Annotated in this window: 29 protein-coding genes and 1 tRNA gene; 17 read left to right on the forward strand and 13 right to left on the reverse strand. The window is 55.9% G+C overall.

From position 1 onward, the window contains the following. The first annotated feature begins 4 nt into the window (after positions 1-4). Positions 5-910: a dTDP-4-dehydrorhamnose reductase gene (gene rfbD, locus FNL37_RS06590; RefSeq protein WP_159355582.1), complete on the forward strand. Its 906-nt coding sequence runs from the start codon at positions 5-7 to the stop codon at positions 908-910. A 52-nt stretch (positions 911-962) separates the two neighbouring features. Here the strand turns inward: rfbD and queD are convergent, their stop codons facing one another. The 5 genes from queD to FNL37_RS06615 form a co-directional block, all read right to left on the reverse strand. Next, positions 963-1,403 carry a 6-carboxytetrahydropterin synthase QueD gene (gene queD, locus FNL37_RS06595; protein ID WP_013442299.1) on the reverse strand — a complete coding sequence of 147 codons (441 nt, stop codon included), beginning with the start codon at positions 1,401-1,403 and terminating at the stop codon, positions 963-965. A gap of 95 nt (positions 1,404-1,498) precedes the next feature. After that, the gene (locus FNL37_RS06600) at positions 1,499-2,416 is read right to left on the reverse strand and encodes a histone deacetylase family protein (protein WP_159355583.1); all 918 of its coding nucleotides are present in this window, start codon (positions 2,414-2,416) and stop codon (positions 1,499-1,501) included. Between the two features lie 126 nt (positions 2,417-2,542). Continuing rightward, entirely contained in the window at positions 2,543-3,421 is an 879-nt protein-coding gene (rsgA, locus tag FNL37_RS06605; RefSeq protein WP_244948221.1) for a ribosome small subunit-dependent GTPase A, read from the reverse strand. 48 nt (positions 3,422-3,469) lie between these two features. Beyond that, positions 3,470-3,778: a cytochrome c gene (locus FNL37_RS06610; protein ID WP_159355584.1), complete on the reverse strand. Its 309-nt coding sequence runs from the start codon at positions 3,776-3,778 to the stop codon at positions 3,470-3,472. Between the two features lie 16 nt (positions 3,779-3,794). Further along, complete coding sequence (locus FNL37_RS06615; RefSeq protein ID WP_159355585.1) at positions 3,795-5,039, reverse strand: M48 family metallopeptidase; 1,245 nt, start codon at positions 5,037-5,039, stop codon at positions 3,795-3,797. A gap of 108 nt (positions 5,040-5,147) precedes the next feature. Here FNL37_RS06615 and orn point away from each other — a divergent pair, with 108 nt between their 5' ends. Beyond that, the gene (gene orn, locus FNL37_RS06620) at positions 5,148-5,696 is read left to right on the forward strand and encodes an oligoribonuclease (protein WP_013442294.1); all 549 of its coding nucleotides are present in this window, start codon (positions 5,148-5,150) and stop codon (positions 5,694-5,696) included. A gap of 244 nt (positions 5,697-5,940) precedes the next feature. On the opposite strand, the gene glgA is transcribed toward orn, so the two are convergent. Continuing rightward, entirely contained in the window at positions 5,941-7,422 is a 1,482-nt protein-coding gene (gene glgA / locus FNL37_RS06625; protein ID WP_159355586.1) for a glycogen synthase GlgA, read from the reverse strand. A gap of 141 nt (positions 7,423-7,563) precedes the next feature. Further along, on the reverse strand, positions 7,564-8,820 hold the full coding sequence (locus FNL37_RS06630; RefSeq protein ID WP_159355587.1) for a putative Na+/H+ antiporter: 1,257 nt from the start codon (positions 8,818-8,820) through the stop codon (positions 7,564-7,566). A gap of 142 nt (positions 8,821-8,962) precedes the next feature. Between FNL37_RS06630 and ppc the strand changes: the two genes are divergently transcribed. The 10 genes from ppc (at position 8,963) to FNL37_RS06680 (ending at position 19,120) form a co-directional block, all read left to right on the forward strand. Then, on the forward strand, positions 8,963-11,764 hold the full coding sequence (gene ppc / locus FNL37_RS06635; protein ID WP_159356168.1) for a phosphoenolpyruvate carboxylase: 2,802 nt from the start codon (positions 8,963-8,965) through the stop codon (positions 11,762-11,764). 139 nt (positions 11,765-11,903) lie between these two features. Next, positions 11,904-12,281, forward strand: a complete 378-nt coding sequence (gene rpsF, locus FNL37_RS06640; protein ID WP_013442289.1) for a 30S ribosomal protein S6 — start codon at positions 11,904-11,906, stop codon at positions 12,279-12,281. After that, complete coding sequence (gene priB, locus FNL37_RS06645) at positions 12,282-12,593, forward strand: primosomal replication protein N (protein ID WP_159355588.1); 312 nt, start codon at positions 12,282-12,284, stop codon at positions 12,591-12,593. Between the two features lie 19 nt (positions 12,594-12,612). Continuing rightward, entirely contained in the window at positions 12,613-12,840 is a 228-nt protein-coding gene (gene rpsR, locus FNL37_RS06650; RefSeq protein WP_013442287.1) for a 30S ribosomal protein S18, read from the forward strand. 11 nt (positions 12,841-12,851) lie between these two features. Next, the gene (gene rplI / locus FNL37_RS06655) at positions 12,852-13,301 is read left to right on the forward strand and encodes a 50S ribosomal protein L9 (RefSeq protein WP_013442286.1); all 450 of its coding nucleotides are present in this window, start codon (positions 12,852-12,854) and stop codon (positions 13,299-13,301) included. 115 nt (positions 13,302-13,416) lie between these two features. Beyond that, on the forward strand, positions 13,417-14,586 hold the full coding sequence (locus FNL37_RS06660; RefSeq protein WP_159355589.1) for a cystathionine beta-lyase: 1,170 nt from the start codon (positions 13,417-13,419) through the stop codon (positions 14,584-14,586). A 52-nt stretch (positions 14,587-14,638) separates the two neighbouring features. Next, entirely contained in the window at positions 14,639-16,021 is a 1,383-nt protein-coding gene (gene dnaB / locus FNL37_RS06665) for a replicative DNA helicase (protein ID WP_013442284.1), read from the forward strand. Positions 16,022-16,033: 12 nt separating this feature from the next. Further along, the gene (alr, locus tag FNL37_RS06670; protein ID WP_159355590.1) at positions 16,034-17,104 is read left to right on the forward strand and encodes an alanine racemase; all 1,071 of its coding nucleotides are present in this window, start codon (positions 16,034-16,036) and stop codon (positions 17,102-17,104) included. After that, positions 17,097-18,455 (forward strand): DNA repair protein RadA, encoded by a 1,359-nt coding sequence (gene radA, locus FNL37_RS06675; protein WP_041362159.1) that lies wholly within the window; start codon positions 17,097-17,099, stop codon positions 18,453-18,455. The genes alr and radA overlap by 8 nt, the downstream gene beginning before the upstream one ends. Positions 18,456-18,475: 20 nt before the next feature. Further along, the gene (locus FNL37_RS06680; RefSeq protein ID WP_159355591.1) at positions 18,476-19,120 is read left to right on the forward strand and encodes an HAD family hydrolase; all 645 of its coding nucleotides are present in this window, start codon (positions 18,476-18,478) and stop codon (positions 19,118-19,120) included. A 28-nt stretch (positions 19,121-19,148) separates the two neighbouring features. Here the strand turns inward: FNL37_RS06680 and FNL37_RS06685 are convergent, their stop codons facing one another. Next, the gene (locus tag FNL37_RS06685) at positions 19,149-19,778 is read right to left on the reverse strand and encodes a DUF2238 domain-containing protein (protein WP_159355592.1); all 630 of its coding nucleotides are present in this window, start codon (positions 19,776-19,778) and stop codon (positions 19,149-19,151) included. 182 nt (positions 19,779-19,960) lie between these two features. Here FNL37_RS06685 and FNL37_RS06690 point away from each other — a divergent pair, with 182 nt between their 5' ends. Further along, positions 19,961-20,203 (forward strand): hypothetical protein, encoded by a 243-nt coding sequence (locus FNL37_RS06690; RefSeq protein ID WP_013442279.1) that lies wholly within the window; start codon positions 19,961-19,963, stop codon positions 20,201-20,203. Positions 20,204-20,237: 34 nt separating this feature from the next. Here FNL37_RS06690 and FNL37_RS06695 read toward each other — a convergent pair whose 3' ends face one another. The 5 genes from FNL37_RS06695 to hpnC are packed head-to-tail and all read right to left on the reverse strand — an operon-like array spanning position 20,238 to position 24,488. Next, a complete protein-coding gene (locus FNL37_RS06695) occupies positions 20,238-20,984 on the reverse strand; it encodes a YciK family oxidoreductase (protein WP_159355593.1) in 747 nt (248 codons plus the stop codon). 11 nt (positions 20,985-20,995) lie between these two features. After that, positions 20,996-21,391 (reverse strand): phage holin family protein, encoded by a 396-nt coding sequence (locus tag FNL37_RS06700; RefSeq protein ID WP_015830119.1) that lies wholly within the window; start codon positions 21,389-21,391, stop codon positions 20,996-20,998. Further along, positions 21,388-22,737: a hydroxysqualene dehydroxylase HpnE gene (hpnE, locus tag FNL37_RS06705; RefSeq protein ID WP_159355594.1), complete on the reverse strand. Its 1,350-nt coding sequence runs from the start codon at positions 22,735-22,737 to the stop codon at positions 21,388-21,390. Before hpnE ends, FNL37_RS06700 begins: the two co-directional genes overlap by 4 nt. A 46-nt stretch (positions 22,738-22,783) precedes the next feature. Beyond that, positions 22,784-23,620, reverse strand: a complete 837-nt coding sequence (hpnD, locus tag FNL37_RS06710) for a presqualene diphosphate synthase HpnD (RefSeq protein ID WP_159355595.1) — start codon at positions 23,618-23,620, stop codon at positions 22,784-22,786. Between the two features lie 16 nt (positions 23,621-23,636). Then, positions 23,637-24,488 carry a squalene synthase HpnC gene (gene hpnC / locus FNL37_RS06715; protein WP_013442274.1) on the reverse strand — a complete coding sequence of 284 codons (852 nt, stop codon included), beginning with the start codon at positions 24,486-24,488 and terminating at the stop codon, positions 23,637-23,639. A 131-nt stretch (positions 24,489-24,619) separates the two neighbouring features. On the opposite strand from hpnC, the gene FNL37_RS06720 reads away from it, so the two are divergent. The 4 genes from FNL37_RS06720 to FNL37_RS06735 all read left to right on the forward strand — a co-directional run bounded on the left by FNL37_RS06720 (position 24,620) and on the right by FNL37_RS06735 (position 26,386). Beyond that, positions 24,620-25,366, forward strand: coding sequence for an S-methyl-5'-thioinosine phosphorylase (locus FNL37_RS06720; protein ID WP_013442273.1), 747 nt, complete (start codon positions 24,620-24,622; stop codon positions 25,364-25,366). Further along, positions 25,356-25,889, forward strand: coding sequence for a peptide deformylase (def, locus tag FNL37_RS06725; RefSeq protein WP_015830115.1), 534 nt, complete (start codon positions 25,356-25,358; stop codon positions 25,887-25,889). The genes FNL37_RS06720 and def overlap by 11 nt, the downstream gene beginning before the upstream one ends. Before the next feature lie 69 nt (positions 25,890-25,958). Further along, positions 25,959-26,048 (forward strand) — tRNA-Ser (locus FNL37_RS06730). A 62-nt stretch (positions 26,049-26,110) separates the two neighbouring features. Next, positions 26,111-26,386, forward strand: a complete 276-nt coding sequence (locus tag FNL37_RS06735; RefSeq protein ID WP_013442271.1) for a cupin domain-containing protein — start codon at positions 26,111-26,113, stop codon at positions 26,384-26,386. The last annotated feature ends 146 nt before the right edge of the window (positions 26,387-26,532 follow it).

Consider the following 26,532-nt stretch of genomic DNA (forward strand, 5'->3'; position numbering starts at 1 on the left):
CCCATTGACTTCTCCCCGTATCTTACTCACCGGTGTGCATGGTCAGGTTGGTCATGCATTGTTGCCCATGCTGGCTACCTGGGGCACGGTCACGGCGCTGGATCGCGCTGCGCTCAATTTATCTGACGCGGCCGCCATCCGTAAAACTGTGCGCACATTGCGCCCCGATGTGATTGTGAATCCCGCTGCCTATACCGCAGTGGACAAGGCCGAAACCGAACCCGATCTGGCGTATGCGATTAATGCTGAAGCGCCGCGCATCCTGGCGGAAGAGGCGGCAGAGCTGGGCGCGCGCATGGTGCATTACTCAACGGATTATGTGTTTGATGGCCGCGCCAGCAAGCCCTATCGCGAAACCGACATGACCAACCCTCTTGGCGTCTATGGTGCCAGCAAGCTGGCAGGGGAAAAGGCCGTGCAACAGGCTGGTCCGCAGCATCTCATCTTGCGGACCAGCTGGGTATATGGCGCTTATGGCAAGAATTTCCTGCATACCATCCTGCGGCTCGCCCGCGAGCGCGATAGTCTGGGCATTGTCGCAGATCAATTTGGTGCACCCACCAGCAGTCACGATATCGCTAGCGCAACGCTTACCCTGTTGAAATCCTGGCAACCAGAGCTCAGTGGTATTTATCACCTCACCAACAGCGGATACACCAGCTGGTATGGCTTTGCTGTCGCCATCCTGCAAGCGTATGAAGGACTGCAGGCCGAGCGCGACTTGCCGCCATTGCGCGTGTCTTCGGAGGCAGTAAGGGCGATCACGACGGCCGAATATCCGACCCCGGCAGCCCGGCCAGCCAATTCACGGCTGGATGGTGATTTGCTGGAGCAGGATTGGAGTCTCAGGCTACAGGATTGGGGTCAGGCTTTGGTGCAGGTGATGGAAACACCTGCGCTGTTAGGGTAAAGCCCGGGTAAGTCTGCGAGAACGTTACCGAAGGGCGGGAAACTGATAACGCTCAGGCGAGCGCATCAGCCCAGCTGTTTGGCGTTTCATACAGACGTACGCGTTCCAGCTTCAGATGATTGCCATATACATCCTGATAACGGCTATTCAGGATACGAAACGCTTCTGCCGCCATGTTTTCGGCAGTTGGCACGCTCTCCATCACCACCGTTTTATGATTGGGCAGGCTGTTGAGGAAGTTCAGCACATCCGCATCGCCCTTGTAGACCAGAAACGCATGATCCCATACGTCCACCACACTCTCGCGTGCAATGGCTTTAACGTCGGAGAAGTCCATCACCATGCCGTTATCGGAGCTGCCATCCTGCTGGATGATGTCGCCCGACAGGGTAATTTCCATGGCGTAACGATGGCCGTGCAGATTGCGGCATTGGCTTTTGTGGCAGGGGATGCGATGACCGGCATCGAATTCAAGGCGGGTAGTAATTTGCATGGCGGGATTATAGCAGGTGTCGCGAGGCGGCTGTCTCCACCCCGACGCGAATTTCTATGCAAAACAGGGCGTTTGCCAGAATATCTTGCCCCTATTCAGAGCAGGCCTCGCACATGCGCGACGGCGCTCTCTGCTAGCGCGGGCAGCGCATAGCCACCTTCCAGCACCGAGACGATACGCCCTTGCGCATGCTGATCGGCTATCTTTCTGGCAAAGGCCGTTATCCAGCTGTAATCCTCGGCCTCCAGTTTCAATCCCGCCAGCGGGTCATCCCGATGCGCATCAAATCCGGCGGAGATCATGATTAATTGTGGTTTGAAACGGGCAAGCGCCGGCGCAATTTCCCTTTCCACGACTTCCCGGAAGGCTGGACCGCTGGTGCCGGCAGGCAGCGGGACATTGATCATGTTGGCGCTGCGCGTATCAGCGCCGCGATGCGGGTAAAAGGGATGCTGAAACGTGGAGCACAGTATGACATGCGCATTGTCGCGAAAAATGTCTTCGGTGCCATCACCATGGTGGACATCGAAATCCAGGATAGCCACACGGTCCAGCTTGTGCTGACTCAGGGCATGCGCCGTGGCGACGGCCACATGGTTGAAGATGCAAAAGCCTGCGGCATTGCTGCGCCCGGCGTGATGTCCAGGCGGACGGGTGCAGCAGAAGGCGCGCTGCGCTTTGCCTGACATGACCAGGTCTACTCCAAGTATCGCGGCTCCACTGGCGTGCAGGCAGGCTGACAGGGTCATCGGCCCCATGGCCGTGTCGGCATCCAGCCGCACCAATCCGGCTGGGGGTGAAAGCTGGCGTATGCGGGCAATATAACCCGCGCTATGGACGCGGGCCAGTTGCGTATCCGTGGCGGCAGGGGCCTCATACAAGCTGAGTTGCTTGATCAGACCGCTGGCCGCGAGTGCTTCATGGATGGCCGTGATGCGGGCGGGGGATTCCGGGTGTTTGCCATCCATCACATGCAACAGGCTGTCCGGATGGCTGATCATGGCAGTGGTCATAAGCACGACTCCAGTCTGAATGAGTAAGAGTTGTCATCGGCTGGGATAGGTGAGGGGGATTGCTGTTCCCACCCGTTACTCAGCTTGCTGTTGTCTGTCCATCTCAGCAGCCCGCCAGAAAAACTGTTAGCGCAACAGCTCCTGGGCCATGGATTGGTAATACTGCAGGCGCTCGGGATGAATTTCATGCCGCTCTGCCGCCTCTCTCAGCGCGCAATCTGGTTCCTGCAGGTGGCGGCAATTATTGAACCGGCATTTGCCGAGATAGGGCCGGAATTCAATGAATGCCCGCTCCAGGGCTTCAATATCGAGATGGTGCAGGCCAAATTCCTGCAGGCCGGGGGAGTCGATCAAATGGCTATCGGCATCCAGATGGTAAAGATGGGCAGCGGTAGTCGTGTGTTTGCCACTATCCAGCACTTGCGAGACTTCCTGCGTGCGCACCTGCTGGCCTGGCAGCAGGGCGTTGACGATAGTTGATTTCCCCATGCCGGATTGGCCGACCAGTACGCTGGTGTGACCTTGCAATAAAGGTCGCAAGGGGCTGATATCCTCATGTGCGGACATATGCACTACGCGATAACCCAAGGCCTCATAGCGCTGCAGCTTGGCCATGGCTTCCTGCTTGTCACCCAGGTCGCATTTGTTGAGCACAATTACAACTTCAATGCCCGCGGCTTCCGCTGCCAGCAGGCAACGGTTGAGTAACTCTTCGTAAAAGCTGGGCGTGGTAGCCAGCACGATAATAATCTGGGTGACATTGGCGGCCAGCAGTTTGCTGCGGAAGGCATTGCTGCGATAGAGCAGGCTGGTGCGAGGATGATTGCTTTCGATCACGCCCTCGGCCGTGTCGGTGAGCTTGATATTGACGCGGTCACCACAGGCCAGGTCGGTTTTTTTGCCGCGGGTGACGCAGCTGATTTCGCGACCATCGTCTAACTCCACGCCATAGCGCTTGCCATAGGCGGCAATGACGAGGCCGTGTTGCAGTTCCTGATTTTTCAAAGGCACATTTCTGTCAGTGGTGATCAGGCATGATACCTGTCCCGCGGGTTATTTATCGAATTTATAGTAGGTCTGATTCAGGTAGCGGGCCACATGCAGCTCTTCATCCTCAAACCATTTCATGCCTAGCATGGTGTTGCAATTGCGGATCTGCGCCAGTAAGCCACGGGAGGTTTTCACCAGGCGATGTTCACGGGTATAGATGGCAGAGCCATCGCCACCGTATTTGCTCGCATGGCACTGTATGCAGTTTTTCTCCACCATGGTTTTGCCGATGGCAGCATCGCCTTCGGCAAAAGGCTCGGCATGCGCGTTCATTGTCAGGCTGAGGAGCAAAAGCAGGAACGATGTGCGCATGACGAGCTCTCCGATCTTATTTCACCGCCAGCTTGGCAATACGGATGCTGGCCGGTGGGTGTGAGTCATAAAACGCCGAGTGCAAAGGATCAGGCGTCAGGGTAGAAGCGTTGTCTCGATACAGCTTGACCAGGGCTTCGATCAGGTGGCGTGCATCGGCATGCTTGGCTGCATAATCATCCGCTTCAAACTCATTTTTACGTGAGTAGCTGGCCATCAGCGGCCGCAGCAGGAACAGGAACACCGGGCTTACCAGCAGGAACAGTAGCAAGGCCATGTAATCGCTGGTCTCGCTTACGCCCAGGCCGGTATAGAACCATGCCTGTTGCTTGAGCCATCCCAGCAGGGCGAGGCCGACAAAGGTCACGAAGAACATGAGCGCAATACGCTTGATCACATGATGATGCTTGAAGTGGCCAAGCTCGTGCGCCAGCACGGCTTCGATCTCGTCTTCATCCAGCCGGTCGAGCAGGGTGTCAAAAAACACCACGCGCTTGCTGGAGCCAAAGCCGGTGAAATAGGCATTGCCATGGCTGCTGCGTGTAGAGCCATCCATCACGAACAGGCCTTGCGACTTGAAGCCACATTTGGTCAGCAGGGTTTCAATGCGTGACTTCAGTGAAGCATCAGCCAGGGGTGTGAACTTGTTAAACAAGGGCGCGATAAAGGTTGGGTATACCGCCAGCATCACCAGATTGAAGACACTCCAGACGATCCACAGGTAAAGCCACCAGTAATCCCCAGCACCCTGCATCAGCCAGAGGGCGGCAAACAGCAACGGGGCACCGAGCAGCAAGCCCACGAACGCATGCTTGACCATGTCGGTAAAAAACATGGCAGGGGTCATTTTGTTGAAGCCAAAGCGCTGATCGACGACAAAAGCCTTGTAATAATCAAATGGCAACTCTACCAGGCTGCTGACGATCATGGCAGACAAAATGACAGCAGCGCCGCGTAGAATTTCATGATTGGCCAAGGCATCGCGCCACAGGCTGTCTATCAGTTCCAGGCCACCACCCAAGGTTAACGCAGCGAGCAAGATGGCCTGTGCCACGCTTTCGCTCAGCATCAGCCGGGTTTTGGCCGCGGAGTAGTCGGCGGCCTTCTGGTGCGCTTCAATACTGATGGTTTGGCTGAAGGCTGCAGGCACGGCAATGCGATGCGCCACGATGTGACGTATATGCCGTCGACCCAGCCAGAGCTTGATGGCAGTGGTCAGAATCAACAGGGCGGTGAAGAGGAGAGTAAGTGTCGAGGCCATAATGTCGGGGTTTTTCAGTTAAACTTATAAGGTACTGCCGTATGAAGCATCGTTACGGCGAAGGTTCACCAAAGCGCGCTGCATTAGCCTATTTTAATGGAAATCATTATGTCACAAGATCAAAATAACCTCATCTGGCTGGATATGGAAATGAGCGGCCTGCTGCCGGATAGCGACCGCATTCTCGAGCTGGCGGCCGTCGTTACCGACGCCGATTTGAATATACTCGGGGAATCGCCCGTGCTGGTCGTGCACCAGTCCGATGCCGTGCTGGATGGCATGGACGCCTGGAACAAGGGCACGCACGGAAAATCGGGTCTGATTGACAAGGTCAAGGCATCGACGCTGGATGAAGTGTCTGCTTCCCAACAGATGATTGAGTTTTTGAAACAGTTTGTGCCTGCAGGAAAGTCGCCTATGTGTGGCAACTCCATCTGTCAGGATAGACGATTCATGGCGCGTTATATGCCGGAGCTGGAATCCTATTTTCACTACCGCAATCTGGATGTGAGCGTGTTCAAGGAATTGGCACGTCGCTGGAAACCCAGTATTCACGGCGGTTTCAAGAAGGCCAGCAAGCACGAGGCGCTGGCGGATATCTATGAATCGATTGAAGAGTTGAAATACTACCGCGAGCATTTCCTCAAGCTGGATTGATCGTTATCAAGCTTAACAGCAAAAAAATAGGGTGCCCGGAGGCACCCTTTAAGTGAGGAGAAGTCAAGCTTTGGAAGAAGCTCACTCAACACCAAGCATGTTGCATGCCATCGGTGGTTAACATTTGAGTGGGCTTTTGAAACTGAAGCTCAGCTGTACTATAAGTAATTAATATGACATCCAAATGAAAAAGCCTGATGCAGTTGATCAGGCTTTTTCATTTTAAGGTATTAGGTCAGCAGTGTTATCTAATGCTCTGATAGACATTAATATATTCTTTCGCGCTTTGCTTCCAGCCTAGCTCCCTGCGCATGCCGTTCTGTTGAATTTTCTGCCAGGTGGCCTGGTCATGAAAGTAGTTGATCGAGCGTCGCAGCGTGTTGTAAAGCTCCGTGGTGTCGGCAGCATCCATCACAAAGCCGGTCGCGGTTTGCGCTTGCAGGCTCGCTGGGGCGGTATCGATGATGGAGTCGGCCAGGCCACCGGTACGATTGACCACTGGCGGGGTGCCATAGCGCATGCCATACATCTGATTCAGGCCACATGGCTCAAAGCGCGATGGCATGACGAAAATATCCGCGCCTGCCATGATCTGGTGCGACAGGGCTTCGTTATACCCAATGCTCACGCTGACCGAGCCTGGGTGACGCTGCGCAAGCGCACGAAAACCTTGCTCCAGTGCAGCCTCTCCGCCGCCCAGCAGCACCAGCTGGCATTGCTGCTCCGTAATCAGCGCATCCGCAATCGGGAGCAGCATGTCCAGCCCTTTTTGATGGGTGAGGCGGCTGACCACCCCAAGCAATGGTCGCTGGGCTGCTGGTTGCAGGCCTTGCTGCTGTTGCAACGCCAGCTTGACCGCCTGTTTCTTTGGCAGCGTGTTTTCATTATAGGCTTGGGCCAGATGGACGTCGGCAGCCGGGTTCCATTCGTCGACATCAATGCCATTCAGTATTCCGCGTATTTCGCTGCCACGCTCTGCCAGCAAGCCCTGCATGCCGAAGCCGAATTCCGGCGTCTGGATTTCCCGGGCGTAAGTCGGGCTCACTGTCACCAGCGCATCGGCGTAGAACACACCCGCTTTGAGGAAAGACATCTGCCCGTAATATTCCAGCCCCTGCATCTGATAACTGTCCGCTGGCAAGCCTAGTCGTGCTACCCATTCCTGACCAAAGCAGCCTTGAAAGGCCAGATTGTGGATGCCGAATACGCAGCGTGCCCGGCGCACATCGGGCTGGTAACGGATATGAAATTGCATGTAAGCGGGAGTTAAGCCGGTTTGCCAGTCGTTGCATTGCACGATGTCGGGAATCCAGTCTTGCAGGGGGCTGTCGCTACAGCCGAGCCGCGCTGCGATCATGGACAGTACGCCGAAACGCACCGGATTATCTTCCCAGTCGCGTCCTGTGGTATCCAGATAGGGGTTGCCTGCGCGTTGATACAAGCTGGGACAGTCAATGGCGAGCACCTCAACGCCGGTGTCGGGCATTTTCCCCAGCACCAGGCTGGCACGGCCGACGTATGGCAGGTCTTGCAGTTCCAGTACTTTCGCCTGGTCCTGCAGTTTTTTCATGACCGACGGGTAGCCAGGAATCAGTAACCGGACATCTTCGCCCTGGTCCCGCAATGCCGCAGGGAGAGAGCCGCTGACATCGGCCAGACCACCAGTTTTGATGAGGGGATGAGCTTCTGAGCTAACAAAAAGAATACGCAATCGAGCGACTTTCATTGTAATCAATACAGGGATGCCAACAGCCGTTTTCCTGACCAACCGGGGAGTGGCAAATCATCATACTGACCCGTCCGCCATAGGGCAAGCTGGGCAGCAATGGCCAAAAAAACGCACCGATCATGGCCGTTTTGCACTCGTTTAGAGCATGAAGAAGCACACAATCGCCACCAGGGTAGGGGGCAAGGCGCCGAGTAATAATTGCCCTGCGCCTATTGAGGCATCCTGAAAGCCATTTTTCAGCAAGGCGACGCCCGCCGGGTTGGGGGCATTGGCAATCACGGTGAGCCCGCCACCCGCAACAGCCCCGGCGACCAGCATGTATTTTGATTCGTCTGAAATGCCCATGATCAGAGATCCCAGATAAGTGAGGGCGGCGTTATCGGTGACGGCCGTCAATGCTACGGCGCCAAAGAACAGCGCGACAGGCTCAAGGCTTGCCACGATAGGTTGCAACCACCATTGCTGCATGCCGCCCAGCACGACCAGGCCCGCCAGGAAAAAGCCGACCAGCAGGCCTTCTTTCAGGATCAACGGGTTTTGATAGCGTTCATAGGCCTGGGTAAAGCCCAGGAACAGCAGGAACAGGCCCATGAAAATGACCGGGTGATGTGCGAACATGACCACGCCCGCCAGAAACAGGAAGTGGATGCCCGATACCAGCAATGGCGTTTTCTGGCCTGGGCTGGTTTTTCCGGCAGGTGCCTGGCGGAGGTGCTTGCGCAGCATGATGGTGATGATGGTGGCATTGAATAGCACGGCTATGGCTGCTTTCCACCCAAAATGGGCCAGCATGAAAGCGCTATCCCACTGCCAGGTGGCGGCGACCATCAGCACCGGCGGGGCAGCAAACGATGTCAGCGTGCCGCCAATCGAGATATTCACGAACAGCACACCCAGGGCGGCATATTTCAACCACTCGGGGATGCCATGGCGAAACACCTGCGGTGCCAGCATCAGTGCTGCCAGTGTCATGGCGGCAGGCTCGGTGATGAATGAACCCACCAGCGGCACAACGGCCAGGCAAAGCCAGGCCTGGGCCACGGCAGTATTGATGGGCAATAGCCGCGCGATCACGGCAATGATTTGCTGTACGGCTTGCAAGATAGGTTTGGATGCCGCCACCACCATGACGACAAAAACAAACAGTGGCTCGGTGTAATGCCGGGATTCGGCGTACTCAATGGCTTGCTCGCCGCCTGTCATCACTGCCATCAATCCAATCAATATAAAAGCCCAGAAACCGAAGACGACCTCTACTTCGCCCAATAAATGCAGTAACCCGGCATGTCGCGGGTTGCGATGGGCCAGACTCTCAAAGAATTTGGCGCTAAAGGTGTGAAGCAGGGCAATGCCAAAAATGATGGCGGCGGTGATTTGAATAGAAGTCGGGCTCAAACGGGGATCTCCGTTACAGGTGGGCGTGGTTTTATTATAGAGGGAATTCTGTTGCAATTAGACGAGACTGCTCGCGCTGGCTGATTTGGATCGTTTATTGCTTCATCAGGGTAAGCTACAAAAAGGCATGAATAAAGTGTTGATGGTTATTGGGGAGCATGGAATGACAAGCCGGATTTATAGCCATAACGAAAAGCTGTTGCGCGAAAACATACGCTACCTCGGCCGAGTGCTGGGTGAGGTGATTAAGAGCAAAGAGGGCGAAGAGACGTTCGACCGCATTGAGGCAATACGAACAGCGGCGGTCAACTTTCATCGGCATGGCAATACCAAGGCAGCCAAGAGCCTGGAAAAGCTGCTCAAAACACTGACAGTAGAGCAGGCGATACCCGTCATACGGGCTTTCAGTTACTTCAAGCATCTGGTCAATATCGCCGAAGATCTGCATGCGCATCAGCAAAGTCGTCTGGTGGAAGATCAGGCCGTGCCCGGCATGCTGACGCATTCACTACAGAAGTTGGCGGCCAGTGATCTGGACGCTGCAGAAATTGGCGACTTTTTTGCCAATGCACTGATTTCGCCTGTGTTAACCGCACACCCAACTGAGGTGCAGCGCAAAAGCATCCTCGATACCGAGCGGGCGCTTTCCCTGTTGCTGGTTGAAAAGAGCAATGTGGTGTCCATCCGCGAAGCCGAGCGCAACGAGCGCATGATCGTGGGCGCGATTACGACCTTGTGGCAGACCCGTATCCTGCGCTTCAGCAAGCTCACGGTGGCCAATGAAATCGAAAATGCGCTGAGCTATTACCGCATGACCTTCCTGCAGGTGATTCCCGAGCTGATGCAGGATTTTGAAAACGACCTGCGCCATGTGTTTGCCGATAAGCTGAGTCCGGAATACAAGCTGCCATCGTTTTTGCAGATGGGCAGCTGGATAGGCGGCGATCGCGATGGCAATCCCTTCGTCAATGGCGCTACGCTGGAGCAGGCCATTATTCAGCAGTCGGCTACGGCATTTGCCTATTATCTGGAACAGGTGGAGGCCTTGCGCTCGGAGCTTTCACTGTCCACGCGCCTGGTGGGTGTGACGCCGGCGCTGGGCAAATTGGCGGAGGCATCCGGAGAGCAATCCCTGCACAGGCAGGATGAAACCTATCGACTGGCGCTCAATGGCATACACGCCCGCCTGGCCCAAACGGCCAAGCTGCTGGTGAACGAGCGTGGCGATGTGCGGCGCGAGATCAGCGCCATCCCATATACCAGTGCCGAGGCTCTGTTGGCCGATATGAATGTGATTGCAGAGTCGCTGCAAAGCCAGCAGGGCGAGGCGCTGATCTACCCACGGCTAGGCAAGCTGATCAAGGCCATTGAGACTTTCGGGTTTCATCTGGCTACAGTGGATTTGCGGCAAAGCTCTGATGTACATGAGTTGGTGATCAAGGAGCTTTTTCTCAAGGCTGGGCAGGACTTCAACTACGCCACGCTGGATGAGGATGAAAAAGTGGAAGTGCTGCTGGAAGAGCTCAAGCAGCCACGCTTGCTGTTTTCGCCGTTTCAGCAGTATTCGGAGCTGGTGCAGTCTGAAATGGAGGTGCTGCAAAAAGCCCGCGGCATACGCGCTGGATACGGCAAGCGCGCCATACGCCAGTACATCATTTCCCATACCGAGACCTTGTCTGACCTGCTCGAAGTAGCTCTGCTGCAGAAAGAAACCGGCATGTTGCGCGGGGTATGGGGCTCGGCCAAGGTACAGATGGACCTAAATATCGTCCCGCTGTTTGAAACCATTGCCGACTTGCGGCATGCGCCCATGATCATGGGGCAATGGCTGAGCCTGCTGGGTATCCGCCATCTGCTGCGGTATCAGGGCAATGAGCAGGAAATCATGCTGGGCTATTCGGACAGTAATAAGGACGGGGGCTTCATTACCTCCAACTGGGAGCTGTACAAGGCCGAAATTTCGCTGGTGGAGTTATTCCGCCAGGCCAATATCCGCCTGCGGCTATTCCACGGTCGTGGCGGCACGGTGGGGCGTGGCGGCGGCCCGACCTATCAGGCCATCATGGCGCAGCCACAAGGCACGGTCGATGGTCAGATACGCCTGACCGAGCAGGGCGAAATCATCGCCAACAAATACTCCGAGCCCCGGGTCGGCCGCCAGCATCTGGAAACGCTGGTGGCGGCCACTATTGATGGTTCGCTGTTTCCACCTGACCCTTTGCTGGCAAAAAAGCGGCGCTCCTTCGAGATCATCATGGAGGAGTTGTCAGCCACGGCCATGACCGCATACCGTACCCTGGTGTATGAAACAGCCGGGTTTGCCGAGTATTTCTTTAATGCCACGCCTATCTCGGAAATCGCCGAACTGAATATCGGCAGCCGTCCTGCCTCGCGCAAGGCTACCCAGCGCATTGAAGATCTGCGCGCCATCCCCTGGGGATTTTCCTGGGGGCAATGCCGTTTGCTGCTGCCAGGCTGGTTTGGCGTAGGCAGCGCCATTCATGAGTATTTGTTCATTGAAGATAAATTGCAGCCGACACGTCTCAAAACACTGCATGACATGCTGGAACAATGGCCACTGTTCCGCAGCCTGATTTCCAATGTGGACATGGTACTGGCCAAGACCGATCTTGCCGTGGCGCAGCGTTACTCCATGCTGGTGCCGGACAAGAAGCTGCGTGAAGGCATTTTTGCCGCCATTGAGCATGAATATCAGCTGACGACAGAAGCGCTTAATCTGCTGCTGAACAGCACGGAGCGCCTGAGCAGCAATCCGGCGCTGGCCAATTCCATTCAGAATCGCCTGCCGTACCTGGATCCGCTCAATCACCTGCAGGTTGAGCTGATCCGGCAGTACCGCCAGGGCGCGACCAATGATCGGGTCAAGCTGGCGATACATCTCACTATCAATGGCATTGCCGCCGGGCTGCGCAATACCGGATAATGCCGTGGTGATACCTCACTCCGAGTAATAAAGCCGCAAAAACATTGTCTTGGGGATGGATACCCGCTATAATCGCGGGCTTTCCACCTTGCCTTACCGTTGTCGCAAACGGGAGGCTGCTAACCCAAAAGGAGTGTTTATGCGACATTATGAAGTAGTGTTCATCGTCCATCCGGACCAGAGCGAACAAGTGCCAGCCATGATCGAGCGTTACCGTACCCTGGTAACTTCCAACGGCGGCGCTATCCACCGTCTGGAAGACTGGGGCCGTCGTCAACTGGCTTACCCTATCCAGAAAATTCACAAGGCACACTACGTGCTGATGAATATCGAATGCAATCAAACCGTGCTGGAAGAGCTTGAGCATGCATTCAAGTTCAATGACGCCGTTCTGCGTCATCTGACCATTGCGACCAAAGAAGCTGTTGTTGCTCCATCCCCCATGATGAAGGAAGAAAAATCCAAGTCATTGCTGGGCAAGGATGAAGCCGCTCCTGCTGAGGAAGCTGCTGCTTAATTGAGTTCTACCACGCTGGAGGCTAATCAGTTAGTCATCGCGGGCGAAGTGGTGCAGATTGCAGAACTTCGTTACACGCCAGCAGGAATACCGTTGTTGAGTTTTACCCTGCAGCATATCTCGGAAAAAACCGAGGCAGGCATGCAGCGCAGAGTCGAGTGTGCAGTGCCGGTAATTGCGATGGGCTCCATCGCAGAGCAGCACAAGCACCTCAAGGAAGGAACCAGGGCCCGTGCGGCCGGATTCCTCGCCAAGCGCAGCATGAAAAGCACGCAACTGGTATTGCACATTACTACATTAGAGATAATCTGAATTTAGAAAGAGGTTCATCATGGCACGTGATATGTTCAAACGCCGCCGCTACTGCCGTTTCTCGGCAGAGGGCATTAAAGAAGTAGACTACAAGGATGTAGATCTGCTGAAAGATTTCATCAACGAAAACGGCAAGATCATCCCTGCACGCATTACCGGCACCAAGGCCCGTTATCAGCGTCAGCTGACCACCGCCGTCAAGCGCGCCCGTTTCCTGGCGCTGCTGCCATACACCGATAAGCACTAAGGGGATACGTCATGCAAGTTATTCTGTTGGAAAAAGTCGTTAACCTGGGTAACCTCGGTGACATCGTTAAGGTAAAAGACGGTTACGGCCGTAACTTCCTGATTCCTCAAGGCAAGGCAAAGCGCGCTACTGAAGCCAACAAGGCTGAATTCGCTGCTCGCCGCGCTGAACTGGAAAAGCAACAGGCTGAACTGCTGGTTGCTGCTCAGAAACGTGCTGAAGCACTGGTTGAGTACGTATTGGCTGTGAGCCAGAAGGCTGGCGTTGATGGCCGTCTGTTTGGTTCCGTTACCAATGGCGACATCGCTGAAGCGCTGACTGCCAAGGGTGTGCAAGTGGCCAAGGCTGAAGTACGTATGCCTAACGGTCCTCTGAAGACCATCGGTGATCACTCTGTCAGCATCGCGCTGCACCACGATGTGGTTGTTGAAATCACCGTGTCAGTGACTGGCGAAGCTTAATTTCTCGTCATCGCACTGAATGAAAAAGGCTGCCTGCGGGCGGCCTTTTTTTATGGCTGATCAAAATGATTGGGGTAAACTTGCCCGCTTAGCGTCTTTAATCATGAGTGTCTGAATGACAAAAAAGCATTCCCGCTGGACGGAATTAGTGCAGCCTGAGGACTTGGCCGGCACCCGCGGAGCGGTGTTTTCCAGCCTGGTCGGTAGTATGGAACGAGCGTCTACCGTGGTCTTTCCGGATGTCAAAAGCATGCGCGAGCGGGATTGGCGCAGCAAAACCCAATACAGCTATGGCTTGCTTGGTACGCCTACGACGCGGCGGCTGGAGAATAAACTTGCTTTGATTGATGGCGTGCAGCATGCATTGCTGCTGCCTTCCGGTTTGGCTGCTGTCAGCCTGATTTTTCTGGCATTGCTGAAAAGTGGCGAGCGCGTGCTGTTGCCGCGCAATGCCTATCAGCCAGGGGTCGACCTGGCGCGCATGCTGGCGGTGCGTTTTGGCATTGAGGTCGATTTTTATGATCCCTTGCAACCAGAGGCTGTGCCTTTTACTGCCAACACACGCCTGCTCTGGGTGGAAACGCCAGGGTCGGTGACCATGGAAGTGGCTGATCTGAGGCAATTGGCTGAGCTTGCTCACGCACGAGGCGTTCTCGTGGCAGCCGATGCTACGTGGTCTGCCGGCATAGCCCAGAATGTGTTTGCCCTGGGCGCCGATATAGCCATGCAGGCGCTGACCAAATACCAGTCCGGCGGCAGTGATGTGATGATGGGCAGCGTCAGTACCGACGACGATGCGCTGCATGAGCAATTGCTGAAAACCCATATGCAGCTGGGGCTGGGGGTGAGCCCAGAGGATTGCCAGCTGGTGTTGCGCAGTCTGCCCCATTATCGCCTGCGCTATCTGGCGCAGGATATCGCGGCCCGCAAGCTCGCTGAATGGCTGTCATCGCAACCGGGTATTGCGCGTGTCTTGCACCCGGCCTTGCCCAGTTGTCCTGGGCATGCCATCTGGCAGCGTGACTTCACTGCCGCTGCCAGTCTGTTTTCTGTCTTGTTCGAGCCCGATATTGCGCAGGCCTGCATTGATCGTTTTGTTGAAGCCCTGGCGCTATTCCATATTGGCTACAGCTGGGGCGGGGCGGTGAGTCTGGCGATCCCTTATGATGTGCGTGACCGGTATCCGCATAGCGGCGGCCTGGTGCGCTTTTATGTCGGGCTTGAAGATGTGGATGACCTCATTGCCGATGTTGAGCAGGCATTGGCGCAGACGATCAATCTGTAACATAAGCACGATTTTCCACTCGTTGCCATGGCCGCGCTTGTTATAATGCGGCATGGCTGACGATATCCTTGAATCCCTGAAATTACCCCCGCATTCGGTAGAAGCCGAGCAGTCTGTGCTTGGCGGCCTGCTGCTTGAGAACGAGGCGATTGACCGCATTGCTGACCTGCTCGGACCTGCCGATTTTTATCGTCACGACCACAGGCTCATTTTTGAGCACATCGCACGCCTCATCGAGCGTAACAAGCCTGCCGATATCGTTACCGTCGCCGAGTCGCTGGAGAATTCTGCCGAGCTGTCCGGCGTGGGCGGTATCGCTTATCTGGGGGCGCTAGCGCAAAACACGCCTACCGCCGCCAACATCCGCCGCTATGCAGAAATCGTGCATGAGCGTGCCGTCATGCGCAAGCTGGTGGAAGTGGGGTCCGGCATTGCCGAGAGTGCTTATAATCCGCAGGGGCGCGATGCCCAGCAACTGCTTGATGAAGCCGAGGCCAAAATATTCCAGATCGCAGAAGGTGGACGCAAAACCTCGCAAGGCTTTCTGGACATGAAGACCATTCTGCCCAAAGTGGCAGACCGTATTGATTACCTCTACCAGCGCGAGAACCAGGGCGGCGTCACGGGCGTGCCCACCGGATTCAGCGATCTGGATGAGCGAACCTCTGGCTTCCAGCCTGGCGATCTGATTATTGTCGCAGGCCGCCCATCCATGGGTAAAACAGCGTTCTCGCTGAATATTGCCGAGAATGTGGCGCTGGAAACCAAACTGCCTGTCGCCGTATTTTCGATGGAAATGGCGGCGACACAGCTCGCTGCTCGTATGATCGGTTCGGTAGGGCGCCTGGATCAGCACCGCATGCGTAATGGTAATCTGGAAGACGAGGACTGGGTGCGCCTCACCACCGCGCTGGGCAAGTTGAATGACGCTCCGGTATTCATTGACGAAGGTGCGGGCTTGAGCTCCTTTGAAGTGCGTGCGCGTGCGCGCCGTTTGCATCGCCAGACCGGCAAGCTGGGCTTGATCGTGGTCGACTATTTGCAGCTGATGACGGGTGCGGCTGGTCGGCAGAGTGAAAACCGCGCTACGGAAATCTCCGAAATCTCCCGCTCACTCAAGGCCTTGGCGAAGGAGCTTGATGTGCCGGTAGTGGCATTGTCCCAGCTTAACCGCGGCCTGGAGCAGCGCACTGATAAACGTCCAGTCATGTCCGACTTGCGTGAATCCGGCGCTATCGAGCAGGATGCCGACTTGATTCTGTTTATCTACCGTGATGAAGTCTACAACCCTGACTCACAGGACAAGGGCACGGCGGAAATCATTATCGCCAAGCAGCGTAACGGCCCGATTGGCCGGGTACGTCTTACCTTCATGGGCCAATTCACGCGATTCGAGAATCACGTCTCTGGCAGTTCCTTCCAGGACGAATATTAATTTCCTTTCTCCATGCGTCCCATTACCGCCACTATTCATCTTGCTGCCTTGCAGCACAACCTGCGCCGCGTTCGTGACTATGCGCCGCATGCGCGCACCATGGCGGTCGTCAAAGCGAATGGCTATGGCCATGGCCTGCTGAATGTGGCGCGTGGCCTGGCTGAGGCCGATGGATTTGCTGTCCTCCGTTTGCAAGAGGCACTGGAGCTGCGGGCGGCGGGTTATCGACAAACCCTGTTGCTGCTTGAAGGCGTGTTTGAGTCTGCGGAGTTGAATGCGGCTGCCGACGCCGGAGTGTCCATCGTCGTGCATGCTGAACACCAGATTGCCATGCTGGAGCAGGCAAGCTTGCCAGTACCCATCGCCGTGTTTGTCAAAATGAATACCGGCATGAATCGCCTGGGTTTTGTGCCTCAGGCATTTGCATCTGCCGTTGCACGCTTGGCCGCTTGCCCCCAGGTGAGCAGCATTACCCTGATGACCCATTTTGCCACGGCCGATGAAGCGCCAGGCATTGCCACGGCCCTGCAGCGATTTGAAGCGGGCGCTGCCGGCATGCAGTATCCGAAATCCCTTGCCAACTCGGCTGCCATTTTGCGCCATCCTGAAAGTCATGCCGACTGGGTGCGCCCTGGCATCATGCTGTATGGCGCAACACCGGTGCAATCGGTCACGGCCGCCCATTTTGGACTGCAGGCGGTGATGCATCTGCAATCGGAGCTGATTGCCGTGCAGACCTTGCCCCCCGGGGAGAGCCTGGGCTACGGCGCCACGTTTGTGGCCGAGCGCGAAACCAGAGTTGGGATAGTGGCTTGTGGCTACGCCGATGGTTATCCACGCCATGCGCCTGGCGGCACGCCCATTGCCGTGGCCGGGCAGGTGAGCAAGACCCTGGGGCGCGTTTCCATGGATATGCTGTTTGTCGATATCACGGATATTCCAGCAGCTGACATCGGCAGTCCGGTCGAACTATGGGGCGCCACCATCCCCGTGGATGCCGTCGCGGAGGCTTGCGGAACGGTGGGCTACGAGCTCCTTTGTGCGGTGACTTCGCGGGTTAATTTCAAGGTTGTGCATGGCTAAGGCAAAAACCGTTTACACCTGCACCGAGTGCGGGGCATCTTCACCTAAATGGCAAGGACAGTGCCCCAGTTGCATGGCATGGAACACGCTGGTCGAGAGCATAGCGGAAGCGCCGACGGCCAACCGCTATGCAGCATTGGCGCAGACGGCTGGCTTGCAAAAGCTGGCCGAAGTGGAGGCGGCCGAGGTGCCGCGCCAGCCTTCTGGCATCGGCGAATTTGATCGCGTGCTGGGCGGCGGCCTGGTGGCAGGCGGGGTCGTGCTGATCGGGGGCGACCCCGGCATAGGCAAGTCCACCTTGCTGTTGCAGACACTGTGCCACGTTGGCCATCTGCGTAAAGCCATCTACGTGAGCGGTGAGGAGTCTGCGCAGCAGATTGCCATGCGTGCCCGCCGACTGGGGCTGGATGCTGGCCCGATTGATCTTCTTGCCGAAATTCAGCTGGAAAAAATTCTGGCGACCCTGCAGACGCACAAGCCGGATATTGCCGTCATTGACTCCATCCAGACCATATACTCCGAGGCTTTGCAGTCGGCCCCTGGCTCGGTGGCACAGGTGCGTGAATGCTCAGCCCAGTTAACACGTGCTGCCAAACAACTGGGGATCACGGTGATCCTGGTGGGCCATGTCACCAAGGAAGGCTCGCTCGCCGGGCCACGCGTGCTGGAGCATATTGTCGATACCGTGCTGTATTTCGAGGGCGACCCCAACTCCAGTTTCCGCCTGATTCGCGCGTTCAAAAACCGTTTTGGTGCGGTCAATGAGCTGGGTGTGTTTGCCATGACAGAGAAGGGCTTGCGCGAAGTTAGCAATCCATCGGCGCTGTTTCTTTCCCATCATGCCGAGCAAGTGGCGGGCTCTTGTATTACGGTTACCCAGGAAGGCTCACGGCCTTTGCTGGTCGAGATACAGGCCCTGGTCGATGAGGCGCATGCGCCCAACCCCAAGCGCCTTTGCGTGGGCCTTGAGCAGAACCGGCTGGCCATGTTGCTGGCCGTATTGCATCGCCATGCGGGTGTCGCATGCTTTGACCAGGATGTGTTTATCAATGCGGTGGGTGGCGTGCGGATCAGCGAGCCTGCAGTCGATCTTGCGGTATTGCTGGCGATAGTATCTTCTTTGAAAAACAAGCCACTGCATAACAAACTGATTGTATTTGGTGAGGTTGGGCTGGCGGGAGAAGTGAGACCGGTACAGCGTGGTCAGGAGCGCCTGAAGGAAGCTGCCAAGCTGGGCTTTACCCATGCCATCGTGCCCAAGGCAAATGCCCCCAAGCAAGCCATTCCGGATTTGACGGTTATCGCTGTCGAACGCCTGGATCAAGCCTTGCAGAAAATTAAAGAACTATAATCAAAAATCAATGTAACTTTATGAAAAATATAATTTTTGATCTTGATGGGACATTGATCGATTCCTCGGGCAGCATACTTGAAAGTTACGAGGAAGCTTTTCGCCAACATGGCATCACGCCAGCCCGACCATTAACGCCGGAATTGATTGGCCCTCCCTTGATGCAAACTCTGTCGCTGATGGCAGGGCATGATGATGCCGATACACTGGCAGCACTGGCGCAGGCTTTCAAACAGCATTACGACAGTGAAGGCTATAAGCTGACCACCGTGTTCCCCGACATTGAACCCATGCTGGCGCTACTTGCCCGTGATCACAAGCTCTATATTGGTACCAACAAGCGTATTTACCCGACCCGCCGCATTCTCGACCATCTCGGCTGGGGGGGGTATTTTCAGGAAGTATATGCGCTCGATTACTTTCATCCTGCCGTCCCCAACAAGGCGACGATGGTTGGAAATATTGTCGCGGCCCATGGCATGAATAAAACCGAGACCATGTATATCGGTGATCGCCTGGAGGATGGCATGGCGGCAGAGGCCAATCAACTGGCTTTTGTCATGGTCACCTGGGGCTATCTGGACCCGGCGTCGGGGGATATGCAGGCACATTGGCTAAGCTTTGACCAGCCTCAGGCGCTGGCAGAAGCCATTATCAAGCAATAAGCTGGTTTCAGCTCACTCAGTCAGTCTGTCAAAGCTCGTCGCGGCGATGGATTTCCAGCGACTGCATCTGCCGGTCATGGTATCTGGACAAGCCCAGTAGTGCCAAGATGGCGCCTATCATGGCGCACAACATATCGGATTGTGTGTCCCACACATCGCCTTGCGTGCCCAGAAACTCATCCGCGCCTTGCCCCATGGCAACAGCAGCGCCCCATTCAATCAGCTCATAAACCGCGCTGATGGCGAGCGCAATCGCTACGCACAGAAAGGCTGTCATGCGGCGGCTGGTGAGATAGCGCATGCGCAGCAATATCTCGCGGGCGATCAGGGCAGGCACAAAGCCTTGCATCATGTGACCCAGTTTGTCGTAAGGGTTGCGATCAAGCCCGAACCAATTCTGCACGTCAAAGCCGACAGGTACGCGGGCATAGGTATAAGCGCCGCCGACGATGAGCACCAGCGCGTGCAGGCCTATCAACACATACAGCATGTCCGTCAGCCGGAATTGACGATATGTCTTGATCAGCAAGGGCAGGGCAATCATGACGGGCAGTGTTTCCATGAGCCAGGTGGCACGATCATAAGGGGCGATGCCGGAAAGCAGGAGGCTCAGCAGCACGAGAAAGGCAACGGTAAGCGGGAGTCTGGTGGATGGCATGGCAAGTTTTCAGTGAACAGGTGATGAATCATAGCCAGCCTGGCCCCTGCCGACAATCCAGCTTTGTGCGTTGGCGCATGGACTACCCACATCAGGTCGCTTGCGGTATATTCACACAAGGCCGCTGACAAGCGGCCTTTCTCAAGCTGGCCTTTTCATTTGAATCACTTAATGGGAGCGCAATGCCATCGCTTTACAAAAGTCGTGACGAACGTGTGCAGGATGTGATGTTGGCCTATCTGAATGTCGAGGAATCCAAACGGTTTTCGCTGACGCACGGCAACCGCTACCTGCCATTCTCGGATCTGGAAAAAGAGATGATGCTGGAAGATAAAGCCTGGGCCATGGCACGGCTGGTGATCGACAAGATCATGCGCTTGCCGCCTCCCATCCGCGCCAGCGATTATCCGGCGCCCAGTATTTGACCCCTTGCAGGGCTGACTATGCGCCCAAGGCGCTTTACGCGGTCTGCGCCTCAACTATCTGGCCGCTGACGCCAGCGCTGTCTTTCCCCATCAAATAGAGATATACCGACATCAGGCTCTCGGCTGTCGGCAAGGAGTCATGCACTTCTCCAGGATGGCTTTTCTTGCGCTGAGGCGATTGCACGGGGCCGGGTATCACGGCATTCAGACGCACATTCGGTGTATTTTCCAGCTCCAGCGCCCAGGTTTTTGCCAGATGCTCAACGGCTTGCTTGCTGATGCCATGGCTGCCCCAGTAGGCGCCGGCCTGATGTCCGGCAGTGGAAGAGGTGAAAATAACCGAGGTGTCAGTACCACGCTTCAGCAATGGCAAGCATGCTTTGGTCAAGGCAAAGGGCGCAGTCACATTCACCTTGAACATGCTTTCAAACTGTTCCATGGTCTGAATCTCCAGCGGACTCAGATTATCGTAATGCGCGGCATTGTGCAGAATGCCATCCAGGCGGCCCAATTGCTGATAAATGCCTTCTGCCATTGCCGCAAAGGATGGCTCATCGGTTTTACTCAGGTCCAGAGGAAAAATCACTGCCTGCGGATAGCCCGCGGCTTCAATGGCGTCATAAACCGCTTCCAGCTTTTTCAGCGTGCGACCACACAAAATGACAGTGGCACCATGACGCGCAAAGGCCAGGGCGGCTTCCCGCCCTATGCCCTGGCCTGCGCCAGTGACAAGGATGACGTGGTCTGCTAACAGTTGGGCAGGGGCTTGGTAGTTATGCATGAAGCTTCAATCTAGATAGAGATAGTATTGGCGTTTTGAATGATGATGGCGCCCTGGCTAGGCAGCATCCATTCAATGATCAGGGTAAAGATGGCAATGAAAATACTGGCGAAAAACGCCGTCCAGAAACCGGAAAGCTGAAAGCCTTTCACCAGCTTGGCCACCAGCATGATCATGAGGGCATTGATCACCAGCACAAAGAAGCCCAGCGTGACCAGCGTGATCGGCAAGGTCAGGAAAAACAGAATAGGGCGTATGACCGCATTGGCAAACCCCAGGACGAGTGCCGACACCAGCAGAGATGGCACGCCGCTGAACTTGATGCCGCTGAACAGGTAGCTGGCCACCCACAGAGACAGGCTCATGATGGCCCAATGGAGGAGGAAGTTCGAGAGATCAGCGTTCATCGATGGCTTTCTGTGTGAGAGGTGAGGGATAGTGTGATGTGCTGGGCGCATTGTACGCCGCTGCGGATGGCGCCTTCAATAGTGGCGGGATAATCTCCCGCCACATAATCGCCCGCCAGGTATAGCTTGGGCAGGCCAGTATGGTGGCTTGGGCGAACCAGCCCGACTGTGCAACTGAACGTGGCGCGTTTTTCGGCGATGACTTTGTACCAGTGGATGGGCGCCCGGAGTGCAGGGTAGTGGTCGCGCAGTTCAGCGAGTACGATTTCGGCCAAGGCATCCTGTCGCAAGGACTGATGCGCGCCCTCGGCACTGATGACAACGGCAATCAGGCCTTGCTGCCCATCCAGTTGACCGCGGTCAAACACCCATTGGCTGATGCCTGCATTGAGGCCCAGCATGGGAAAGTCCAGTGCTACGCTGGCATCAAACTGGAAGTAAACCGTGTAGATAGGTTGATATTGCAGGCTGGTCAGTGACTGTTGCAACGCCTCGGTGCCGGGCAGGTCCGCCAGCAGAGGTGTCGCTCGAAAAGGCTGGCAGGCCAGGACGACATGTGTATATAGCGCGCTATTCTGATCTTCGGTATGGAGCCGGTAACCATCCCCTTCGACTTCTATCTTCTGCACCCCGGTGCGCAGCTGCACATCTCCTCCGTGCTGCTGGATATCCTCTATCAGCGGTGCGATCAGCAGCGTCGACAAATCCTGCCTGGGGAGTAGCAGGTGGCTATCGTGCTTGTCGCGGGCAAAGCTGTCTCGCAGAACATTGACGAATACTTGTGCGCTCGCCTGATCAATCGGCGTGTTGAGCGCACCGAGACACAGGGGCTCCCACAGGCAGCGGATCAATGTCGATGTCTGCTTGCGTTCATGGAGCAAGGTCAGCACGGAAATGTCACGTGCCAGCTTGAATCTGCGCAGTTGCAGCCAGGTCATGAAGCGGATGGCGGAAAATCGCTCGCTCCAGCTCAATCCTTTGGCGCGCAATAAACCCAGCAGCAAATGCAGCGGTGCTGGCCAGGCATCTGCTGCCTGCAGTTCAAATCCTTCTGCAAGCCGCAAATCCAGCGGCAAGCGCATCAGCGCCTGTGCTTCATCCACACCTGCTTGCGAAAGCAGCGCCAGCGTTTGCTCATAGGCGCCCAGCAGGATATGTTGGCCATTATCGAGCCGGGCACCTTTCCAGTTCAGGCTGCGCGCACGCCCTCCAGCTTGGGGGGCGGATTCCAGCACAGTGACCTTGACGCCTTGTCTGGCCAGGCTGGCGCCAGCGGCCAAGCCGGCACATCCAGCGCCTATGATGCCGACATGCGCATTTGCCAGAGAGGATGATGAGGTCGACACGGTGTTACAGGGTGTGCAGAGGAGGGAAGTGCATGGCGCTGATGCTTTAGTTGCGCAGCCAGGTGCTGAATGCCAGCCACATTTTGCGCAAACTACCGAGTGAAGTACGTGAATTCAGCACTTTTTCGGCGCCGTCGGCTTTTATTTCGCGCAGCAGCGTGCGGTAAATGGCTGACATCATGAGGCCGGTGCGCTGGGTTTTGCGGTCTTCCTGTGGCAGCTCGCCCAGGGCTTTGTCGTAATAACGCTCGGCACGGGCAATCTGAAAATCCAGCAATTCCCGTACTTTGGGGGTTTCATGCCCATGCAGGATATCGATTTCGCTGACGCCGAATTGGGCCAGTTCGTCCTGCGGCAGGTAAATGCGGTCGCGTCGCGCGTCTTCCCCCACATCACGAATGATATTGGTCAGCTGAAATGCCATGCCAAGATCCAGCGCATATTGCTCGGTGGCCGGGTTGCGGTAGCCAAAAATGGCAGCAGACAACAGGCCAACCACGCTGGCAACCCGATAGCAATAGAGCTCAAGCGCGGCAAAATTGGCATAGCGATTCTGCTCGCAATCCATCTCCATGCCAGCGATGATCTCAATAAAGTGTTGCTCTTGCAGCCGGTAGGTACTGATCGGGCCTTGCAATGCCTTGCTGACTGGATGTTGCGGATTGCCTGCATACAGGCCATGAATCTCCTCGCGCCACCAGGCTAGCTTGGTGCGGGCAATGCCGATGTCGGTACATTCGTCGGCAATGTCATCGACTTCACGACAGAAGGCATACAGCGCGGTAATGGCATCGCGCTGCGGCTTGGGCAGGAAGCGAAAGCTGGCGTAAAAACTGGAGCCGCTGGCAGCGGCTTTGTTTTCGCAATATTCTTGTGGGGACAAGGGATGCTCCGGGTGATTATTTGGCGCGTACGGCCTTGTACAGCATCAGCGCCCAGTCATGGGGCTTGAGCACAGGCCGCTGGGTGAACATGTCACCGCGTGATTTATGCAGCTTTTGCAGGATGCGCTCGCCACCGGCAATGATGGTGCGCATTTCCAGGCCAGTGCGGCCGGATAGTGCCTTGCCGAGCGGCGCGCCCGATTGCAGCAGCCGCCGGGCGCGGTTGATCTGGAATTCCATGAACAGCCCCCAGGTGCCGCTGCTGTCAGCATTGGCAATCTGCTTTTCTTCAATGCGATATTTGCGCATTTCGTCGAGGGGGAAGTAAATGCGGTCTTTCTTGTAATCAATCTCCACATCCTGCAAAAAATTGATGAGTTGCAGCGAGGAGCAAATGGCATCGGAAAGCCCGATATTGCGTGGTGTGGCCGCCTGGTAGAGATGCAACAGCAAGCGCCCAACCGGGTTGGCAGAGCGTCGACAGTAATCCATGACTTCGCCAAAGTTTTCGTAGCGGCTTTTCACCACATCCTGACTGAAGGCATCCAGCAGATCGTAAAAAGGCTGCAGGGGCAGGGCATGGCGTTTGATGGTGTCGGCCAGCGTGACAAAAAATGCGGTGTTGGGCGTGTTGCCCTGCGCTATCAGGTCCAGCTCCTGCTTGAACCCATCCAGCAGCGCCAGACGTTGCTCGGGGGTATGATCGCCTTCATCTGCAAAGTCATCGGCTTGCCGCGCAAAGGAATAAATCACGCCGATAGGGCGTCTAAGGCGCATGGGCAGCAGCACGGAGGCAACAGGGAAGTTTTCGTAATGCGCACTGGCGTGGGCCAGGCTTTCGGCAGTAACGGCTTGGAATGTATTCATGGCTGGGTGAAGTATGCCACAAAATGCCGTGCTTAAAGCTTGCGGAGAGGGCGCATCTGCAGAATTTACCGTGGCCGCTTTGCGTTACAATCGCGGATACTTTTTGACAACCGAACGCTAGGAATTTTTTAATGCTGGGAATCATAGGCGGTACCGGGCTTACGCAGTTGGCCAACCTCAAGATCACAAGGCGGCAGCTTATACGCACGCCCTATGGCGAGCCCTCGGGGCCATTAACCTTTGGTGAACTGGGCGGCAAGTCGGTGGTGTTCCTGGCGCGCCATGGCAGCGGGCATACCATACCCCCGCATGGCGTCAATTACCGGGCCAATCTGTGGGCCCTGCATTCAGAGGGCGTGCGTGACATCGTTGCTGTTGCCACGGTTGGCGGTATTCATGCCGATCTGGGGCCGGGCACCATTGCCTTGCCGGACCAGATTATTGATTACACCCATGGCCGCAAAAACACCTACTACGATGATGTGGACAAGCCGGTGATTCACATCGACTTTACCGAGCCGTATTGTCCGCGCCTACGCGGCCTTTGCCTGCAGGCCTCGCGCCAGTCTGGCGAACCGCTGATTGATGGCGGCGTCTATGCCGCCATGCAGGGGCCGCGGCTGGAAACGGCAGCGGAGATCAACAAGCTGGAACGCGACGGCGCCACCATGGTCGGAATGACAGGTATGCCCGAGGCCGTGCTGGCGCGTGAGCTGGAAATCAGCTACGCCGCCATTTGTCCGGTGGTGAACCATGCCGCCGGGCGCGGCAGCAGTGCGCATGGCATTCGTTACGAAGAGATAGGTGCCGTGCTGGACCAAACCATGGAGCGAGTACGTAACTTGATAGAACAGGTGGTGATGAATCATGCCGATTAGGCCTGTATTGCGGATGGGTGATCCGCTACTTCTGCAAAAGGCTGCGCCGGTGACGGCGTTTGATACTCCCGAGCTGCACGCCTTGATTAAGGATATGGAAGACACCATGGCCCATATGAATGGGGCAGGTATTGCGGCGCCCCAGATAGGGGTCAGCCTGCGTGTGGTGATCTTCGGGGTAGGTAAGAATCCCCGCTATCCGGATGCCGAGCAAGTGCCTTATACCGTCCTGGTCAATCCAACCCTGCAGCCGGTGAATGATGATCAGGAAGATGGCTGGGAAGGTTGCCTTTCCGTGCCAGGCATGCGCGGCATCGTGCCACGTTATGTGCGCCTGCATTACACCGGCTTTGACCAGTATGGCAACCCGATAGACCGCCTGGTGAGCGGTTTTCATGCTCGCGTGGTACAGCATGAGTGCGACCATCTGGATGGCATTCTTTACCCGATGCGCATACGCGATCTGGCGAATTTCGGCTTCCAGGATGTGTTGTTTCCGAATGCCGATCTGGCGGATGACTGAATACGCTGGTATAATTTTGCGATTGTTTGCAGCGCGGTTGGTCATGCGCAGCGTGAAGCAAGCGTTTCCGGAAGAGTGGCAGAGCGGTTTAATGCAACAGTCTTGAAAACTGTCGTGGGTTCACGCCCACCGTGAGTTCGAATCTCACCTCTTCCGCCAAGAATACCCGTCAGCGGTGTTAGATTCATACCGATGCCATTCATTTAATTAAGGATTTAGACATGAGCCAAATCATTGTTGAGCACAACCCAAGCGAAGAAAAACTGAAGCAACTGGGCGTTTCCAGCTGGTCTATCTGGGAAAAGGAAGTTTCCAAGTTCCCACTGGATTTCGGCATCAAGGAAACCGCTTACGTACTGGAAGGCGAAATCATCGTTACTCCTAAGGGTGGCGAGCCAGTCCGTATCGTTCCTGGTGACCTGGTTGTGTTCCCAGCTGGTCTGGACACTAACTGGGAAGTGGTTAAGCCACTGCGCAAGCACTACAAGCACGGTTAATTCCGGCTGTTTTGCCTGTCATACCAAAACCCGCGCAAGCGGGTTTTTTCTTGCCTATTCCTGCCATTTTTTACTCTATTGTCCAGCTTTGGCTGACAATCCTTCCCTTCAAAACATGCAATCCTGCGCTTCACTTCAGGTCACAA

Origin of the sequence: Methylovorus glucosotrophus (assembly GCF_009858335.1) — a bacterium.
Lineage (GTDB): Bacteria > Pseudomonadota > Gammaproteobacteria > Burkholderiales > Methylophilaceae > Methylovorus > Methylovorus glucosotrophus.

Coding starts and splice junctions, on each gene's coding strand:
- FNL37_RS06690 (WP_013442279.1), top strand. CDS start 19,961: ATGCCATCGCTTTACAAAAGTCGTGACGAACGTGTGCAGGATGTGATG.
- queD (WP_013442299.1), bottom strand. CDS start 1,403: ATGCAAATTACTACCCGCCTTGAATTCGATGCCGGTCATCGCATCCCC.
- FNL37_RS06660 (WP_159355589.1), top strand. CDS start 13,417: ATGACAAAAAAGCATTCCCGCTGGACGGAATTAGTGCAGCCTGAGGAC.
- def (WP_015830115.1), top strand. CDS start 25,356: ATGCCGATTAGGCCTGTATTGCGGATGGGTGATCCGCTACTTCTGCAA.
- hpnC (WP_013442274.1), bottom strand. CDS start 24,488: ATGAATACATTCCAAGCCGTTACTGCCGAAAGCCTGGCCCACGCCAGT.
- glgA (WP_159355586.1), bottom strand. CDS start 7,422: ATGAAAGTCGCTCGATTGCGTATTCTTTTTGTTAGCTCAGAAGCTCAT.
- rpsR (WP_013442287.1), top strand. CDS start 12,613: ATGGCACGTGATATGTTCAAACGCCGCCGCTACTGCCGTTTCTCGGCA.
- radA (WP_041362159.1), top strand. CDS start 17,097: ATGGCTAAGGCAAAAACCGTTTACACCTGCACCGAGTGCGGGGCATCT.
- FNL37_RS06600 (WP_159355583.1), bottom strand. CDS start 2,416: ATGACCACTGCCATGATCAGCCATCCGGACAGCCTGTTGCATGTGATG.
- FNL37_RS06685 (WP_159355592.1), bottom strand. CDS start 19,778: ATGCCATCCACCAGACTCCCGCTTACCGTTGCCTTTCTCGTGCTGCTG.
- FNL37_RS06700 (WP_015830119.1), bottom strand. CDS start 21,391: ATGAACGCTGATCTCTCGAACTTCCTCCTCCATTGGGCCATCATGAGC.
- FNL37_RS06720 (WP_013442273.1), top strand. CDS start 24,620: ATGCTGGGAATCATAGGCGGTACCGGGCTTACGCAGTTGGCCAACCTC.
- FNL37_RS06735 (WP_013442271.1), top strand. CDS start 26,111: ATGAGCCAAATCATTGTTGAGCACAACCCAAGCGAAGAAAAACTGAAG.
- rpsF (WP_013442289.1), top strand. CDS start 11,904: ATGCGACATTATGAAGTAGTGTTCATCGTCCATCCGGACCAGAGCGAA.
- dnaB (WP_013442284.1), top strand. CDS start 14,639: ATGGCTGACGATATCCTTGAATCCCTGAAATTACCCCCGCATTCGGTA.
- FNL37_RS06615 (WP_159355585.1), bottom strand. CDS start 5,039: ATGGCCTCGACACTTACTCTCCTCTTCACCGCCCTGTTGATTCTGACC.
- alr (WP_159355590.1), top strand. CDS start 16,034: ATGCGTCCCATTACCGCCACTATTCATCTTGCTGCCTTGCAGCACAAC.
- rplI (WP_013442286.1), top strand. CDS start 12,852: ATGCAAGTTATTCTGTTGGAAAAAGTCGTTAACCTGGGTAACCTCGGT.
- orn (WP_013442294.1), top strand. CDS start 5,148: ATGTCACAAGATCAAAATAACCTCATCTGGCTGGATATGGAAATGAGC.
- FNL37_RS06680 (WP_159355591.1), top strand. CDS start 18,476: ATGAAAAATATAATTTTTGATCTTGATGGGACATTGATCGATTCCTCG.
- FNL37_RS06695 (WP_159355593.1), bottom strand. CDS start 20,984: ATGCATAACTACCAAGCCCCTGCCCAACTGTTAGCAGACCACGTCATC.
- ppc (WP_159356168.1), top strand. CDS start 8,963: ATGGTTATTGGGGAGCATGGAATGACAAGCCGGATTTATAGCCATAAC.
- FNL37_RS06610 (WP_159355584.1), bottom strand. CDS start 3,778: ATGCGCACATCGTTCCTGCTTTTGCTCCTCAGCCTGACAATGAACGCG.